Here is a 16,263-nt window from a genome sequence, read left to right as displayed (position 1 = left end):
GCGGATTCGGTGCCCGAGACCGCAGAAAATCTGGGGCATGCAGTTGCCCCTCAATGCCTTGCGCGCCTTCGAAGCGGCGGCGCGCCACCTCAGCTTCACGAAGGCCGCCCTTGAATTGCGCGTGACGCAGAACGCCGTGGCCGCGCAGGTGAAGAAACTGGAGCAGCGCGTAGGCGTGCCGCTGTTCCGTCGCCTGCCGCGCGGCCTGGCGCTCACCGACGAAGGCCATGCCCTGCTGCCGATGCTCAGCGAGACCTTTGAGCGCCTGGGCGCAGTGCTCGGCCAGCTGCGCGAAGGCCGCCCGCGCGAGGTGCTCACCGTCGCTGCCGTGGGCACCTATGCGGTGGGCTGGCTGCTGCCCCGGCTGCCAGCCTTCGAGCGGGCCCATCCTTTCATCGACCTGCGGCTGCTGACGCACAACAACCGCGTGGACCTGTCCGGCGAAGGCCTGCACTACGCCATCCGCTTTGGCGACGGCCGCTGGCACGGCACCGAGGCGGATGCGCTGATGGACACGCCGCTCTCGCCGGTGTGCAGCCCGGCCATCGCCGGGCGGCTGCAGGCTCCGGCCGACCTGGCCCGCGAGCCGCTGCTGCGCTCGTACCGGCCCGACGAATGGCCGCGCTGGTTCGAAGCCGCTCAGCTGCCGCCACCGCGGCTGCGTGGCCCGGTGTTCGACTCTTCGGTGACCATGGCCGCGGCGGCCGAACAAGGCGCCGGGGTGGCGCTGCTGCCGCCCGCGATGTTTGCCGAGGCCTTGCGCGATGAGCGGCTGGTGCAGCCCTTTGCACTGCACATCACGCTGGGCGGCTACTGGCTCACGCGGCTGCGGTCGCGGCCGCCGACGCCGGCGATGACCAGCTTCCGCCACTGGCTGCTGGCCGAGCACGGTGCTGACGCGACGCCTGGCGCAGAGCGTCGGAGAGCACCTACAGCGCAAGAAGCCGGCGCCCCGTAGCGGGCGGCGCGGCCGGCCGGGATGATGCGTGCACCATGGGCAGCGACTCGGCCACCATCTCCACCCCCCACGATGCGCCGGCAAGCGCGGACGCAGGCCCGCGTGCCGGCGGCGTATCGGGCTTCTGGGCCCGCTACAAACGCTGGGTGGTGCCGGCCTTTGCGCTGCTGGTGCTGGCGATGCTGCTGTCGCACGCGCACAAGATCGACTGGGCCGGCGCCTGGGAGGCGCTGAAGCAGTACAAGCTCTCGTTGCTGGCCGGTGTGCTGGGGCTGGCACTGGCCAGCCACGCGCTGTATGGCTGCTTCGACCTGCTGGGCCGGCACCATACCCGCCACAAGCTGGGCCGCGTGCGCACCTGGGCCATCGCGGTGGCCAGCTATGCCTTCAACCTGAACCTGGGTTCCCTGGTGGGCGGCGTGGCGCTGCGGGCGCGGCTGTATGCCAAGGCGGGCCTGGACGAAGCGACGGTGGCGCAGGTGGTGGGTGTGAGCCTGGCCACCAACTGGCTGGGCTACGGCCTGCTGGCCGGCACGCTGTTCGCGTCGGGCATGATCGCGCCCCCCGAACAGGCCCACATGACGGCCACCACCTTCCGCTGGATGGGCGTGGGCATGGTGGCGCTGGCGGGTGCCTACGTGGCCTGGTGCTTCGCTTCCAAGGGCCGCACCTGGCAGTTCCGCGGCCGCAAGGTGCGGCTGCCTTCGGGGCCGCTGGCGCTGATCCAGGTGACCATCTCGGCCTGCAACTGGGCGCTGATGGGCGGCGCGATGTACCTGCTGCTCGGCGGCCAGGTGAGCTACGGCATGACGCTGGGCGTGCTGATGGCCGCCGCGGTGGTGGGCGTGGTCACCCCCATCCCGGCCGGGCTGGGCGTGCTGGAAGCGGTGTACCTGGCCTTGCTGTCAGGCACGGTGCCGCAGGGCAAGCTGATGGGCGCGGTGCTGGCCTACCGCGCGCTGTACTACCTGCTGCCGCTGGCCACGGGCATCGTCATCTACCTGGCGCTGGAGCGGTATGCGGTGACGCATCCCGCGCAAGAGGGCCAGGCAGCGTAATGAGGCATGCGGGGCCACATGTCGTTCAAGACAAGTGGCGCGCATCGTGTTCACCTAGGGCCCACGCGGCATCGATGGTGGTCCTGGGGGTGCAGTTGAAGGTGGACACCGGGATGGGGCGGCTGGGCTGCCAGTAGCTGCGACCGTGCCAACGGAAGGTCGTAGGTCAAGACGGATAGTGACGAGTGAGCAGCACCAGCGTGCTCTGCCGTTCAGCCACTCACTGCGGCGGAATGGGCGCGTTGTCGATGTAGCTGCCGTCCACGGCCACCGCGCCCTGCCATCGCCTCAAGGGCATGAAGGGGGCGGCGGAGCCCGCGACGTAGAGCAAGCTCTGCGCATCCTCGAAGTTCGCGCAGTCCTGCAAATCGAAGAAGCCTGGTCTCAACCATCGCGGCAAACGCGGATGGATGCTGTGCGCCAGATGCTTGTCTGCCAGGTAGGCCAATGTCGCAGCCATCACCGACCTCTTGACCCCCAGCCAGCGGGAGGGATGTGTGATGGCGACACGAAGCCTCGTGCGTGAAGCACGCAACGCTTCGAAGGTGTCGGCATTGGCGCTTGCCAAAGCCAAACCGACGAGCGGCGTGTTTGCCGCAGCCAGCGGCGTCGTCAAGGCTGCTCTGTCGGCACCAGAATCCGTCCGAGACGGCGCACAGCGCAAGCAGCCACAGCCGAAGCCGAAATCGCCGGCCCGCGCCAAGTAACGCAGCCGACGTGCGCGATGAACTTACAAAACGTGTCGCCTAGGTTTACAACTTGTTTTACGATGAGCGCATGAATGCCCGCCTTGCAGAACTGACGTCCACCATCACGCAAGACGTGCTCGCGCATCCGCGCGACTTGAGCCGCGTGCTGCAAGAGCGGCACCAAGTGTCTCGGGCTACCGCGGCGAAGTACATCAAGGAGCTGGAAGCTGCGGGTTGGATTGCCCGCAGCGGACCGGCCACACACCCGGTCTTCACGCCCGGCTACAAGCGCCGGGTTCACCGCTGGTACGTGCTGCAGAACTTGGACGAACAGACGCCGTGGGAACGGGACTTCGACCCTTTCTTCCAGCTCAAGCCCAATGTGCGTGGCATTGCGCATCATGGCTTCACGGAGATGCTCAACAATGCCATCGATCACTCGGAAGGCACCAACGTGCTGTGCAGCATGACCTTGTCCGACAGCAGGCTGGACATCGCGATCGCTGATGATGGCCTGGGCATCTTTCGCAAGATCGCGCGTGCGCTGGACTTGCCTGACGAGCGGCAGGCGCTGCTCGAACTGTCGAAAGGCAAGTTCACCACCGATCCCACCCGGCACTCCGGCGAGGGCGTGTTCTTCACCTCACGCATGTTCGACCAGTTCCTGATCGAAGCCAACGACCTGCGCTACGCGCACCTGAGTGCGGACCTGCAGGACAGGCTCGATGAGGTGGCCGATGCCACGGACGGCACCATCGTCCTCATGAGCATCGCGGCGGACAGCACGCGCACGACGAGGGAAATCTTCGACCAGTACACCAGTGGCCCGGACGACTTCACGTTCGACAAGACCGTGGTGCCGATGCGGCTCGCCAAGTACGGCACCGAACAATTGGTCTCCCGCTCGCAAGCCAAGCGACTGATCGCACGCTTCGATCGCTTCAAAATCGTCGTGCTCGATTTCGAGGGCGTGGACAGCATCGGCCAGGGTTTCGCCGATGAGCTGTTCCGTGTTTACGCGCGTGCGCACCCCGATATCCGGCTGGAAACCGTCAACGCCGTTGAAGATGTCCTGCGCATGGTGCGCCGCGTCACCGCGGCGGGCTGAGGCCGGTTCAGGCCAGCAAGGCCTTGACCAGATCGGTCTGCCGATCCGGCACCGCGCCGTCCAGGCGCAGGCTGTTCTCGATGCGCTGCAGGTGGCCGGTCATCTGCGCCACCGCGGCTTCGGCGTCGCCCTGGCGGCACAGGCGCAAGAAGTCGGCATGCTCGTCGGACGAGCAGTGCGGGTCGTTGTCGGAGTGGTAGAGCATCGCGATCAGCGAGCTGCGGGCCACCAGCTCGCGCACCAGCTCGGTCAGCACCTGGTGGCCGGTGCATTCGGCCAGCGCCACGTGGAAATCGCCCAGCAGCTTTTCGCGCACGGTGCCGTTGGTGGCCACCTGGCGCAAGGTGTTGCGCTCGGTGCGGATGTGCTGCTCCAGCGCCTGGTAGTGGCTGCGCTTGGCGTTGGCCACGAACAGGCGCACCACCTCAGCTTCCAGGATGCGGCGCACGCCGAACACCTCGCGCGCTTCCTGCACGCTGGGGCGGCTGACGAAGGCACCCTTGTCCGGGATGATCTCGATCAGCTTGTCCTTGCTGAGCGTGAGCAGCGCCGCGCGCACCTTGGTGCGGCTGACCGCGTACACACGGCCCAGCGCCTCTTCACGCAGCCAGGTGCCGGGCGGCAGGCGCTTTTCCACGATGGCCTGCGCCAGGTCCTGCGCGATGCTTTCCACCGTGGCCTGCGGGCTGGCCGCGGCGGCGGTGTCGGCGCTGGGGTCGGCCGCCAGGGGGGTGGCAGGTTCGGCAGTCTTGCGGGCACGGGGCATGGCCACGATTGTGGCCCAGCGCTGCGCCCTCAAACCCGCTAACCGCATGCCGCGTGCCTCGTCCCGGGCCCAGCGCCGGGCCGCTCCCAAGCGGGCCCGGACCCTCTCGGAGGGTGGCTTCACGGTTCCGTGAAGCCGGGTGCCCCCATTCAACCGCGGATGGCAAAGCCCTGCAGCGCGCCGCTGTAGGCCTTGGGCAGCGGCCGCGCCAGCTCGCCGCGCTTGCTGGTGCGCAGCCGCAGGTTCACCATCGATTCCACCAGCTGCGTCGCGGCCGCCACGCCGTCGATCACCGGCACGCCCAGCACGTCGGCCACGTGCTCGCACAGGTCGGCCATGCCGGCGCAGCCCAGCACGATGACGTCGGAGCCGTCTTCGTCCAGCGCGCGCCGGCACTCGGCCACGATGCGCTCACGCGCGCCGCTGCGCGGGTCTTCCAGCTCCAGCACCGGCAGCTCGCAGGCGCGCACGTTGGCGCAGAAGCGCGCCATGCCGTAAGCCTCGGCCAGGTGGCGGGCCTGGCCGATGGTGCGGCCCAGCGTCGTCACCACCGAGAAGCTGCTGCCCAGCATGCTGGCCAGGTGCATGGCCGCCTCGGCGATGCCCAGCACCGGGCCGGCGGCCAGTTCACGGGCCGCCAGCAGGCCGGGGTCGCCGAAACAGGCGATCACGTAGCCGTCGATACCGTCACGCTCGCCGGCCGCGATTTCCTGCAGCAGGCCGGGCACGGCCAGCGCCTCGTCGTAATGGCTCTCGATGGAGGCCGGCCCCATCGCGGGGCTGACCGCCACGATCTCGGTGCCGGGCCGCGCCACCGCGCGGGCGCAGGCACCGATCTTGTCGGTCATGCTCTGCGTGGTGTTGGGGTTGATGATCTTGATGCGCACGGCGAGGCTCTCTCTTCTGTCTCTTCGGTTCAGGGCTTGCGGTTGATGGCCGCGTAGATCACGAAGCCCAGCGCCATGCCGATGAACCAGGCGTAGTTGGCGGCGCCGCGCCAGGCCGGCACGATGACGCACAGGATGGGGATCAGCGCGGCCGGCACCATCGCGATGATGGCCTTGGGGTTGTAGCCCTTGGCATACCAGTAGCGGCCGCGCTCACTCATGGTGTACAGCGCATCCACGTCGATCTGCTGGCGCTGCACCAGGTAGTAGTCGGCGATCAGGATGCCGAACAGCGGGCCGATGAAGGAGCCCAGCACGTCCAGCGTGTAGTGGATGACCTCGGGGTTGTTGTAGAGGTTCCAGGGCGTCAGGAAGATGCTGCCGACCGCGGCGATCATGCCGCCGGTGCGCCAGCTGATGTGCTGCGGCGCCACGTTGCTGAAGTCGAAGGCCGGCGACACGAAGTTGGCCACGATGTTGATGCCGACGGTGGCGATCATGAAGGTGAGCGCGCCCAGCACCACGGCCGTGGTGCTGTCGATCTTGCCCACGGTGTGCACGGGGTCGGTGATCAGCTCGCCGAACACCGGCAGCGTGGCGGCGGTGGTGATCACCGTCAGCAGCGAGAAGAACACGAAGTTGATGGGCAGGCCCCAGAAGTTGCCCTTCTTCACCGCCTCGAAGCTCTTGCCGTAGCGCGAGAAGTCGCCGAAGTTGAGCATCGGGCCGCTGAAGTAGCTGACCACCAGCGCAATGGCCGACAGCATCACCGGCAGCGCGTCCCAGCCCTGGAACTTGATGCCGCCCAGGTTCAGGTCGATGTTGTTCCAGCCCGCCTTCCACACCAGCCAGCCGCACAGCACGGCCATTACCACATACACGCCCGGGCCGGCCCAGTCGATGAACTTGCGGATGGCTTCCATGCCGTGCCAGAACACGAAGGCCTGCAGCACCCACATCACCATGAACGCCACCCAGCCCAGCGTGGACAGGCCCACGAAGCCGTGCTGCGCCACGTCGGCATAGGGCGCGAGGTTCGGGTAGAAGTGCAGCGCCAGCACCATGAAGGCGCTGGAGGCCAGGTAGGTCTGGATGCCGTACCACGCCACCGCGATGAGCCCGCGGATGATGGCCGGGATGTTGGCGCCCAGCACACCGAAGGAGGCGCGGCACACCACCGGATAAGGCGCGCCCGTGACCTGGCTGGGCTTGGCCACCAGGTTGCAGAAGAACTGCACGATGACGATGCCCACCAGCAGCGAGACCAGCACCTGCCAGCTCGACAGCCCCAGCGCGAACAGGCTGCCGGCGGTGATGTAGCCGCCGACGCTGTGCACGTCGCTCATCCAGAACGCGAAGATGTTGTACTGGCCCCAGGTCTGCTTCTTCAGCGGCGCCAGGTCTTCGTTGGTCAGCCGCGGGTCATAGCCGGGCTTGATCAGCGCGTTGGATTCAGGGTGCGCCTCGGCAGCCGCGGGGACGGCTGTGGCGCTGATGGCTGTCGTCATGGATCGCTCCTCGAATAGGAAGGACGGCGGAGGTGTCCGGCCGGAACCGCAGCACAGGGCCGGGCCGCCGATGCGTGCCAGTCGGCAGCGCATGCGATATTTGTATACAAAAGCTGAGTGCAATCAAGCACAAAAAAGGGCTTCCCGATGAGGGGAAGCCCTAGTGGCGGCCGCCGCGCCGGCCGGCGGTGGTGGGCCGGCCGAGCCCCTGCGCTATGCCGCCAGCTGGAACACACCCACCGCTTGCACCAGGCGCTCGGCCTGGCGGCTCACGCCATCGGCGGCGGTGGCGCTGCGGTCCACCAGCGCGGCATTTCGCTGGGTCACCTCGTCGAGCTGGCTGACGGCCACGCCCACCTGCCCGATGCCCTGGCTCTGCGCCTGCGTGGCGGCCTGGATCTCGCCGATCAGCCGGCTGACCTGGCCCACCTGGGCCACGATCTCGTCCATCGTGCGCCCGGCGTGGCCCACCTCGCGGCTGCCCGCCTCCACCTTGCCAGCGCTGTCGGCGATCAAGGCCTTGATCTCGCGCGCCGCCTCGGCACTGCGCTGGGCCAGCGTGCGCACCTCGCTGGCCACCACCGCAAAGCCGCGGCCCTGCTCGCCGGCGCGGGCGGCCTCCACCGCCGCGTTGAGCGCCAGCAGGTTGGTCTGGAACGACAGGCCATCGATCACGCCGATGATGTCGGTGATGCGCTGGCTGGCGGCGCTGATCTCGCCCATGGTGTGCACCACGCGGCCCACCACCTCGCCGCCTTCTCGGGCCACGGCGCTGGCCTGCGTAGCCAGCTGCGTGGCCTGGCGGGCCGTCTCGGCATTGAGCTGCACGGTGGCCGTGAGCTGCTCCATCGAGGCAGCGGTCTGCTGCAGGCTGCAGGCCTGCTCCTCGGTGCGCTGGCTCAGGTCGGCATTGCCGGTGGCGATGTGCGCGGTGCCGGTGGCGATGGCGTGGGAGCTGTCGCGCACCTGGGCCACGATGCGGGCCAGGCTGGCCTGCATGGCATGCAGCGAGGCCAGCGCGCTGCCCGTGGGCGCGGTGTCGGCACTGGCGATGGGCAGCAGGTTGCCCGCGGCCACCTGCTGCGCGGCACGGCACAGATCGGCCGGCTCTGCCCCCAGGGCGCGCGAGAGGCTGCGGGCGATCAGCCAGCCCGCGGTGGCCGCCGCGATGAAGGCCAGCGCGCAGGCCACCGCCAGCAGCGTGCGCCAGCGGGCATGCTGCGCATCGGCCTCGGCCGTGAGCTGGCGCACCTGTTCGGCCGCCGCGCCGGCATAGGCATTGGTGGCCTTGAGCAACTCGGCCAGCAGCGGCCGGCATTCGGCATTCATGCGGGAGATGGCATCATCGCGCCGGTCCGCCAGCGCCAGGTCCACGATGGCCAGCGCCACCGGCCCGTAGCGCTGCTCCACGCGGGCGATGTCCTCGGTCAGCGCGCGCAGCTGCGGCGTTGCATCGTCGGCCTCGGCCGTCAGCGACTGCAGGCGCGCCAACTGCGCCGTCACGTCGGCATGGGCGGCCAGCACGGCGGCCTTTTCGGTGGCACGGTCCTGCGCATCGGTCAGCAGCACCAGGTTGCGGGCGGCCACGGCCCGCGCATCCACCGCTTCATGGATGCGCGCGGCCGTCTGCGCGCGCAGATTGGCGCCGGCCAGGAAGTGGCGGAAGGCGTGGTTCGACAGCCCCAGCGCATGCAGTGCCAGCACCGAGACTGCCAAGAGGCCAAGCGCCAGCAGCCCGAACGACAACAAAAGCCTGGCCCGGATGCTCATATTCAACGTGTTCATCAATTGCGTGAGTAAGAAGTCAGACTCAAGATATCGGCGTAACTCGTAGCGCTCGGTTACGTCATATATGACGTCATGCTGACGAAACGTGACTTCTGCACGCGAAGTGGACAGGCGTTTTTGCCGCACCACTTGCAAGTCCGGAATGCTTTTCCTGCGGTATGGTGAGCCGCCGCGAATGCGCGCCGTCCGCAGTCTTGGGAGTTCCCGGATGTCGACTTCTGCCCCTGTTGATCCAGACCCTCTGCCCGTTGCGTGGCTGGGCCCTCAAACGCCCGCCGCCGACCTGCCAGCGGAGCGCTGGATGTGCTGGGCCGACAGTGACGAGTTTCTGCTGTCGCCCCATGCCTTCGGCCACCCGCTGTACCTGGTGCAGACGCGACAGCGTGGCATCGGCGGCATCGCCTTGATGAAGGTGCTGCGACAGCGCACCGACGCCGGCATCGTGGCCCTGTCACGGCGGCCGCAGGCCGAGCTGCCGGCTGCGCTGGACGCCGGGGCCGACATCGTGCTGCCGCTGTCCGCCCCCGCCGCGCATGTGCTGGCCGCGGTGCGGGCGGTGCAGCGCCGCTGCGCCCAGCAGTCCGCGCAGACGGTGCGCGCGGCCCTGCCCGTGGACCTGCCTTGGACGCTGCAGCCGGAAGGCCACTGCCTGCTGACGCCCGATGGCACACGCGTCGTGCTCAGCGCCAGCGAGCTGGTGGTGATGCGCATCCTGGCCCAGGCGCCGCGCCACCGGGTGGAACGGCGCGAATTGCTGCAGCAGCTGTGGGGCGAGCAGGCGGGCGAGATGGACAACGCGCTGCAGGCCATGCTGTACCGGCTGCGCCGCCGCATCGAGCAGGCCAGCCGCTGGCCGGCGCCCGTGCACGCCGTGGCCCGCGTGGGCTATGAGTTCCGGGCGCCGTTGAAGCTGGCCTGATCTGGCGCGCCCGCGCCTGGCGGCTCGACGAACAGGGTGCGCAGCAGCCGGTGGGCGCGTGCGGGCGGCACCACCGGTTCCTGCAGCACGGCCGCCAGCAGGTCATCGGCACCGGGCGCAGCCTGCCAACGCACCGACCACCGATTGAACTGCCGGCGGTGCAGCCTGCCCTGCAGCAGCCGCGCCACCGCCTCGTGCCGGGTATCGGCCTCGATCACGGCCATGGTGCTCAGCACCGCGGGCGCCGGCCCTTCGATCACCTGGGCGAAATGGCCACCCGTGTGCACGAGCACGCCGGTGATGGCACGTTCACGGTTGTTGCGCAGCGAGCTGTCGAACAGCCGGCGCACGTCCAGTTCTGTGGTGGAAGCCCTGCACCGGCTCACGTAGAAGACACGGTGCAGGGCGGGTGCCGCGCCAGGCGGCGGTGGTGCCGGGTTCAGCGGCGCACCTTCGGCGTGCGGATCCATTCGATCACGCCCATCACCAGGGGCGCCCCCAGCAGCCAGATCGGAAGCCAGGGTTGACTCATCGTGTGCTCCTTTCTCATCGTTGGCGTGTCATTTGGCAAAAGGCGGGCCGCTGTCAGAAAGTCAGGCGGTTCTGGCACAACGCCAGATTCAGCGCCAATCTGGCACAGGATTGACGCTTCCGCCTGTCAACCAGCTGTCTGACACTGAAAGCCCCGTTACTACCCACAAAAATCATGAACGGCTCTCAGAGACAAGCCACCGCCGGCCAGGCGGACACCCGTACCACCTACCTGTCAGTGCAAGACATGGTGCAACTCGTGCACCGGCTGGGCCTGCCCGCCTTCATCGCCGGCGTGGCCGAGCGCATCGAGGCCGACTTCCTGCGCTGGCCCAGCTTCGACAAGACCGCCCGCGTCGCCGCCCACTCGCGCGACGGCGTGATCGAGCTGATGCCCATTGCCGACGCCGTGAACTTCGCGTTCAAGTACGTCAATGGCCATCCGCTCAACACCCGCCACGGCCTGCCCACGGTGATGGCCTTCGGCCTGCTGGCCGACGTGGCCACCGGCGTGCCCCGGCTGCTGTCGGAGCTGACCCTCACCACCGCCGTGCGCACCGCCGCCATGTCGGCCGTGGCCGCCCGCGAGCTGGCCCGGCCGGGCAGCCGCGTGATGGCGCTGATCGGCAACGGCGCGCAAAGCGAGTTCCAGGCGCTGGCCTTCCGCGACCTGCTGGGCATCACCACGTTGCGCCTGTTTGACACCGACCCGCAGGCCACCGCCAAGCTGGTGGCCAACCTGGCCGGCCAGGGCCTGACGCTGCAGGTGTGTGCCAGCACCGCCGAGGCCGTGCGCGGCGCCGACATCGTGACCACGGTGACGGCGGACAAGACCAACGCCACCATCCTGACGCCCGAGATGATCGAGCCCGGCATGCACCTCAATGCCGTGGGCGGCGACTGCCCGGGCAAGACCGAGCTGCACCCCGGCGTGCTGCAGCAGGCGGCGGTGTTCGTCGAGTTCGAGCCGCAAAGCCGCATCGAAGGCGAGATCCAGCAGATGCCGGCCGACTTTGCCGTGACCGAGCTGTGGCAGGTGCTGGCCGGCCAACAGCCCGGCCGGCGCGATGCCGCGCAGGTGACGCTGTTCGACTCGGTCGGCTTTGCGCTGGAGGACTATTCGGCGCTGTGCTTCGTGCGGGATGCGGCGGCCCGGCTGGGCCTGGGCAGCGTGCTGCAGCTGGTGCCGCAGCAGGACGATCCCAAGGACTTGTTCGGCCTGCTGGCCGGCGGGGCCGACGTGGCGGCCGACTCAGCCGCTGACGGTTTGCAGCGCCAGCACGGCGGCGGCCAGGTCTTCCAGCGCGGTGCCCACCGACTTGAAGACGCTGCGCTGGCCGGCATCGCGCTGCACCACTGAACCGGGCTCACCGGCCGCGCCGCGGCACAGCGTGGCCAGCGTGCCGCGCACGTCGGCGGCGCTGAACACGCCGCGCGACATCGGGCCCAGCAGGTCGCCGCTTTTCTCCATCGCCTCTTCGGTGTCCACGTACAGCGCGGCACCGGCGAAGCAGGCGTCGTCGGCCTCGCGCATCGCGGGCGTGAAGCTGCCGATCAGGTCGAGGTGGCTGCCGGGCTGCAGCCAGGCGCCCTGCACCACCGGCGCCGTCGCCAGCGTGGCGCAACTCACCAGGTCGGACTGCTGCACGGCGGCGGCCAGGTCGTCCACCGGCTCGGCCGGCACGCCTTGCGCACGCCAGTCGGCGGCCAGCGCCTGCGCCGCCGCCGCGCTGCGTGCCCACACCCGCACCTGGCGCAAAGGCCGCACCGCGGCATAGGCCGCCGGCAGCAGGCGAGCCACGCGGCCCGCACCCACCACCAGCAGGCGGCCGGCCTCAGGCGGTGCGATGAAGGAAGCCGCCAGCGCCGAAGCCGCGGCCGTGCGGCGCGCGGTGATCTCGTCGCCATCCAGCAGCGCCAGCGGCACGCCGGTGACGGCATCGAACAACTGGTACACCGCATGCAACCCCGGCAGACCGCGGGCGGCGTTGCCGGGCGCGATGTTGATGGTCTTGATGCCGTAGTGCTGCGCATTCCAGGCCGGCATCAACAGCGAGGTGAAACCGCCCGCCTCGGGCCCACCGCCCACCGCATGCACGTGGCGGCGCGGCACTTCGCAGCCAGCCGCGAACATCGTGCGCAGCGCCGGAATCAGCCGCTCGAACGGCAGGGCCTGGCGGGTGGCGTCGGCGTCCAGGATCTTCATTGCCACCCCTTCAGCGGTAGCTGGCCAGCAGGATGCTGGTTTCGGTATTGGCGATGCCCTTGATCAGCCGCACCCGTTCCAGCACCTTCGACAGGTCAGCCATGGTCTCGGCCCGCAGCTCCACCAGCAGGTCCCAGCGGCCGTTGGTGTCGTGCAGCGCCTGCACGCCCGGCTCACCCAGCAGGCTGGCGATCACGGCACGCGACTGGTTGCCCTCCACCAGCACGCTGGTCCAGGCGCGGATCAGGTTGGGCTCCACATCCGGCCGCAGCTGCACGGTGTAGCCGACGATCACCTGCGCATCTTCCAGCTTGCGCAGCCGGTTGGTCACCGTGCCGCGCGACACCCGCAGCTTGGCGGCCAGCGTGGCCACCGTCATGCGTGCGTCCTGCCGCAGCAAGGCGATCAGCTGCCGGTCGGTGTCGTCCATCTTCATGGGCGCGGAGGGTAACGCAGGGCGGGTGCCGTTCGGGCCCAGGCGCCTGCGGCCGGGGCCGCACCGCAGCGCGGGCTCACGCAGCGCCGGGCCCACTCACCCCCACATGCACCCGCACCCGCACCCGCGCCAGCCGGCCCAGGCCCCAGGGCTTCATGCCGTTCAGGCCTTGGGGGTCGTACCGTTCGACCAGCGCGGTATCGGCCACGTCTTCCAGCAGCGACCAGCCGGCCGAGGCCAGCACGTCTGGCAGCTGCGCGGGATCGAAGCCGCAGATCCAGGGCTCGCCCAGCGCCAGCAAGGTCTGCTTCAAGGCGCTTTCCGCCTCGGTCAATGCGCGGTGGGCGTCGAAGAAGCGCTGGTCCACGTACTCGAAGACCAGCTCGCTGCCAGGGGCCGCCGTGGCAGCCACGGCGCGAAGCGTCTTCAGGTTGGCCTCCTCGGACAGGTACATGGTGACCCCCAGCCAGGAGAAGAACGCTGGCGCCCGCGGATCTGGCAGCGAGGGCGCCAGCACCGCCGCCAAATCCTGTGTGGACAGATCGGCGGCGACGAAGCGGACCGCACCGGGCAAGGTGACGCCCGCCTGGGCGATGCAGTGCTGCTTGACCGACTGCGTGGCCGGATGGTCGATTTCAGTGACGGATGCGACCTCGGGCGACGGCATCCGCAAGGCATAGCTGTCGAACCCGGCCCCGAGCAGGACGTACTGGCGGATGCCAAGCGCTGCGGCCACATGCAGCGCGTCTTCGGCATAGCGGGAACGGACGATCATGTTCGGGTACGCCGGGCCGCGCCGCAGGCCCATGCTGACCGCCGATCGAACCACGGCCTCGTCTGCCACCTCGGGCAGCTGCGGATTTCCCATGCGCGCGAACTGGTAGACCTTGTGCCACGTGGCCGCGGAAAAGAGCCGGTCGCCCCAGGGATCTGCGTGGATCACCAGCGGGTCGGTGCGTGTGTGGATCGCTCGGCTGAGGCAAGCCACCACGGCAGTTCGACTGGCGTTTTGGGGGTTCATGGCCACAACAGTTGGCGACGCTGGGGACGCACACACGGTCACGTTTGCAGGCAGCGTACGCCACCTGGGGTGGCAGGCTGACCCCTCATTCGTTGGCGCATTCAACCTCTCTGGGTCGGCTCGATCGGCGCAGGCCTGTGGGCCAGCGCGCGCAAGACCTCCGCAGGCGGTGCAGAAGTTTTTTTCTTCCGCTGTCGATCAGGCGCCCGGCCGCGCATCTCCATGTCAGGAACGCGCACGGTGCGCGGGCCGCCGAAGGAGAACCCGAATGCAATTCATGCTGATCTTCAACGAGTCCACCGCCGAAGCCGGCCGCCGAGATGACGCCGCCGACGCCGCTTACTGGGGTGCCTGGAACAGCTACGTCATGGCCATGTTTGCCAGCGGCTGCGCCAGGAGCGGCCATGGCCTGTTGCACCCGCGCACCGGAACGCGGGTTCGGGTGGTGAGCGGCAAGCGCCAGGTGCAGGACGGCCCCATCGCCGACGCTCACGAGCACCTGGGCGGCTACTTCGTTGTCGACGTGCCCACGCTGGACGTGGCGCTGGAGTGGGCAGCCCGGGCGCCGTGTGCGTCGGCCGGCAGCGTGGAAGTGCGGCCGGTGCTACCACCGCCGCTGACAGAAGCAGCCGCGTGAACCCGCACCGGGCCAAGCCGCTGCGGTGAACCGCCGGGCCGTGCGTCCGCGCGCGGCGCTATCGTGGCGGCACAGCGATGCCACCGGCGCCACACCCTGCCCGAACTTCACGGAGATCCCGATGCAATTCATGCTCGTCTTCAAAGAGACCACCGCCGAAGTCGCCCGTCGCGACGACCCAGCCGCCGCGCCCGCCTACTGGGGAGCCTGGCAGGCCTACATGGGCGCCATGTATGGCAGTGGCAGCGTCGTCAGCGGCAACGCGCTGCAAGCGCCGCGCACCGCCACGCAGGTGCGAATGGCAGGCGACAAACGCCATGTGCAGGACGGCCCCTTCGCTGACACCCACGAGCACCTGGGCGGCTACGTCATCCTCGAGACGGCCAGCCTGGAAGACGCGCTGAAGTGGGCGGCGCGTGCGCCCTGCGCGTCAGCCGGCAGCGTCGAGGTGCGGCCGGTGCTGCCGCCGCCCGCGACGGCATGAACAAGGCGCAGCGCCACTTCACTCTGGCGAACCTCCGCGTGGCGGTGAGCTCATGAGCGACGCGGCGTCGGTGGCCGAGCGCGTTGCCCGCGAGAGCTACGGCCGCCTTGTGGCGCGCCTGGCCTGGCAATGGCGCGACCTTGCCGCCGCCGAGGACGCTCTGGCCGACGCCTTTGCCGCTGCGCTGCGGCACTGGCCCGGGCAGGGCGTGCCGGACGCGCCCGAGGCCTGGCTGGCTGCGGCGGCCCAGCGCCGCCTGCTGCACCACGCCCGCCACACCCGCGTGACACTGGACCCGCGCGTCACCGCCTTGCTCGATGACAAAGAGCCCGAGGCGCCCGCGCGCGAGGCCGTGCCCGACGCCCGGCTTCAGCTGATGTTCGTGTGCGCCCATCCGGCCATCGCGGCCAACGTGCACGCGCCGCTGATGCTGCAGGCTGTGCTGGGGCTGGACGCCAAGGTCATCGCCAGCGCGTTCCTGGTCTCGCCCACGGCGATGGCTCAACGCCTGGTGCGCGCCAAGGCCAAGATCCGCGAAGCCGGTCTGCGCTTCGAGACCCCGGAGGCCCGCGAGCTGCCCGAGCGCATGGCGGCCGTGCTGGAGGCGGTCTACGCCGCCTACACCCTGGGCCGCCATGCGCCGGACAGCCCAGTCGGGGACCTGCGCGAGGAAGCCCTCTTCCTGGCCCGCCTGACGCCGCAGCTTCTGCCCGATCAGGCAGAAGCCTGGGGACTGCTGGCCCTGCTGCTGCATGCCGAGGCGCGGCGCGCGGCACAGTTCGACGCTGACGGCCGCTTCGTGCCGCTGGCGGCGCAGGACCCGGCCACCTGGAGCGACGAGCTCATCCGCGAGGCCGAGGCAGCACTGTGGACTGCCGCCGGGCTTCGACAGCCCGGGCCTTTCCAGATCGAGGCGGCCATCCAGTCGGCCCATGCGCAGCGGCGAGCCACGGGGCAGACACCCTGGCGCGCCATCGCTGAGCTGTATGGCGTACTGGTGCATCACCACGCCAGCCTCGGTGCGCGCGTTGGCCAGGCCGTGGCACGGGCTGAGGCCGGTGAGCCGGCCGCCGCCGCTGCGCTGCTCGATGCAGTGGCGGATGAAGCCGCCAGCTATGCACCCTACTGGGTGGCGCGCGCCCATGTGCTCCGGCTGGCTGGCGCGCCCGGCCGGCAGGCGGCGCTGCAGCGCGCCATCGGCCTGACCGAGGACCCGCGCCTGCGCGACTACCTGGTCGCCCAGTGGGTCTGACGCGCCAGTGGGAGT

At 69.5% G+C, this 16,263-nt stretch carries 17 protein-coding genes; 8 read left to right on the top strand and 9 right to left on the bottom strand.

Annotated elements, in window-relative coordinates; translation table 11 throughout:
• Positions 1-37: 37 nt before the first annotated feature.
• Both MW290_RS10850 and MW290_RS10845 read left to right on the top strand, forming a co-directional pair.
• Complete coding sequence (locus MW290_RS10850; RefSeq protein WP_250194671.1) at positions 38-958, top strand: LysR family transcriptional regulator; 921 nt, start codon at positions 38-40, stop codon at positions 956-958.
• Positions 959-993: 35 nt separating this feature from the next.
• Positions 994-2,016, top strand: coding sequence for a lysylphosphatidylglycerol synthase domain-containing protein (locus MW290_RS10845; RefSeq protein ID WP_250194670.1), 1,023 nt, complete (start codon positions 994-996; stop codon positions 2,014-2,016).
• Positions 2,017-2,236: 220 nt separating this feature from the next.
• On the opposite strand, the gene MW290_RS10840 is transcribed toward MW290_RS10845, so the two are convergent.
• Positions 2,237-2,632, bottom strand: coding sequence for a hypothetical protein (locus tag MW290_RS10840; protein WP_250194669.1), 396 nt, complete (start codon positions 2,630-2,632; stop codon positions 2,237-2,239).
• Between the two features lie 161 nt (positions 2,633-2,793).
• Between MW290_RS10840 and MW290_RS10835 the strand changes: the two genes are divergently transcribed.
• Positions 2,794-3,813: an STAS-like domain-containing protein gene (locus tag MW290_RS10835; protein WP_250194668.1), complete on the top strand. Its 1,020-nt coding sequence runs from the start codon at positions 2,794-2,796 to the stop codon at positions 3,811-3,813.
• A 7-nt stretch (positions 3,814-3,820) separates the two neighbouring features.
• Here the strand turns inward: MW290_RS10835 and MW290_RS10830 are convergent, their stop codons facing one another.
• The 4 genes from MW290_RS10830 to MW290_RS10815 form a co-directional block, all read right to left on the bottom strand.
• A complete protein-coding gene (locus MW290_RS10830) occupies positions 3,821-4,579 on the bottom strand; it encodes a GntR family transcriptional regulator (RefSeq protein ID WP_250194667.1) in 759 nt (252 codons plus the stop codon).
• 149 nt (positions 4,580-4,728) lie between these two features.
• The gene (locus MW290_RS10825; protein ID WP_250194666.1) at positions 4,729-5,466 is read right to left on the bottom strand and encodes an aspartate/glutamate racemase family protein; all 738 of its coding nucleotides are present in this window, start codon (positions 5,464-5,466) and stop codon (positions 4,729-4,731) included.
• Positions 5,467-5,495: 29 nt separating this feature from the next.
• Entirely contained in the window at positions 5,496-6,974 is a 1,479-nt protein-coding gene (locus MW290_RS10820; RefSeq protein WP_250194665.1) for an NCS1 family nucleobase:cation symporter-1, read from the bottom strand.
• Positions 6,975-7,187: 213 nt separating this feature from the next.
• Complete coding sequence (locus MW290_RS10815; protein WP_250194664.1) at positions 7,188-8,759, bottom strand: methyl-accepting chemotaxis protein; 1,572 nt, start codon at positions 8,757-8,759, stop codon at positions 7,188-7,190.
• A 304-nt stretch (positions 8,760-9,063) separates the two neighbouring features.
• Between MW290_RS10815 and MW290_RS10810 the strand changes: the two genes are divergently transcribed.
• The gene (locus tag MW290_RS10810) at positions 9,064-9,681 is read left to right on the top strand and encodes a response regulator transcription factor (protein WP_250194663.1); all 618 of its coding nucleotides are present in this window, start codon (positions 9,064-9,066) and stop codon (positions 9,679-9,681) included.
• Here MW290_RS10810 and MW290_RS10805 read toward each other — a convergent pair.
• Entirely contained in the window at positions 9,648-10,151 is a 504-nt protein-coding gene (locus tag MW290_RS10805) for a BLUF domain-containing protein (protein WP_250194662.1), read from the bottom strand. The genes MW290_RS10810 and MW290_RS10805 overlap by 34 nt on opposite strands.
• Positions 10,152-10,387: 236 nt before the next feature.
• Between MW290_RS10805 and ocd the strand changes: the two genes are divergently transcribed.
• Positions 10,388-11,572: an ornithine cyclodeaminase gene (gene ocd, locus MW290_RS10800; RefSeq protein WP_310740075.1), complete on the top strand. Its 1,185-nt coding sequence runs from the start codon at positions 10,388-10,390 to the stop codon at positions 11,570-11,572.
• Here ocd and lhpI read toward each other — a convergent pair.
• The 3 genes from lhpI to MW290_RS10785 form a co-directional block, all read right to left on the bottom strand.
• On the bottom strand, positions 11,465-12,418 hold the full coding sequence (lhpI, locus tag MW290_RS10795; protein ID WP_250194661.1) for a bifunctional Delta(1)-pyrroline-2-carboxylate/Delta(1)-piperideine-2-carboxylate reductase: 954 nt from the start codon (positions 12,416-12,418) through the stop codon (positions 11,465-11,467). The two genes, ocd and lhpI, sit on opposite strands and share 108 nt — an antisense overlap.
• Before the next feature lie 10 nt (positions 12,419-12,428).
• Entirely contained in the window at positions 12,429-12,848 is a 420-nt protein-coding gene (locus MW290_RS10790; RefSeq protein WP_250196653.1) for an Lrp/AsnC family transcriptional regulator, read from the bottom strand.
• A gap of 82 nt (positions 12,849-12,930) precedes the next feature.
• Complete coding sequence (locus MW290_RS10785; protein ID WP_250194660.1) at positions 12,931-13,917, bottom strand: class I SAM-dependent methyltransferase; 987 nt, start codon at positions 13,915-13,917, stop codon at positions 12,931-12,933.
• A 226-nt stretch (positions 13,918-14,143) separates the two neighbouring features.
• Between MW290_RS10785 and MW290_RS10780 the strand changes: the two genes are divergently transcribed.
• From MW290_RS10780 to MW290_RS10770, 3 genes are all read left to right on the top strand, one after another.
• A complete protein-coding gene (locus MW290_RS10780) occupies positions 14,144-14,512 on the top strand; it encodes a YciI family protein (RefSeq protein ID WP_250194659.1) in 369 nt (122 codons plus the stop codon).
• Positions 14,513-14,633: 121 nt separating this feature from the next.
• Positions 14,634-14,996, top strand: a complete 363-nt coding sequence (locus tag MW290_RS10775) for a YciI family protein (RefSeq protein WP_250194658.1) — start codon at positions 14,634-14,636, stop codon at positions 14,994-14,996.
• Between the two features lie 52 nt (positions 14,997-15,048).
• Positions 15,049-16,248, top strand: a complete 1,200-nt coding sequence (locus MW290_RS10770) for an RNA polymerase sigma factor (RefSeq protein ID WP_250194657.1) — start codon at positions 15,049-15,051, stop codon at positions 16,246-16,248.
• The last annotated feature ends 15 nt before the right edge of the window (positions 16,249-16,263 follow it).

It is taken from the genome of Aquincola tertiaricarbonis, from assembly GCF_023573145.1.
GTDB lineage: Bacteria > Pseudomonadota > Gammaproteobacteria > Burkholderiales > Burkholderiaceae_C > Aquincola > Aquincola tertiaricarbonis_B.
The sequence above is the reverse complement of the archived record's forward strand: the minus strand, read 5'-3'. Positions and strand labels throughout refer to the sequence as shown.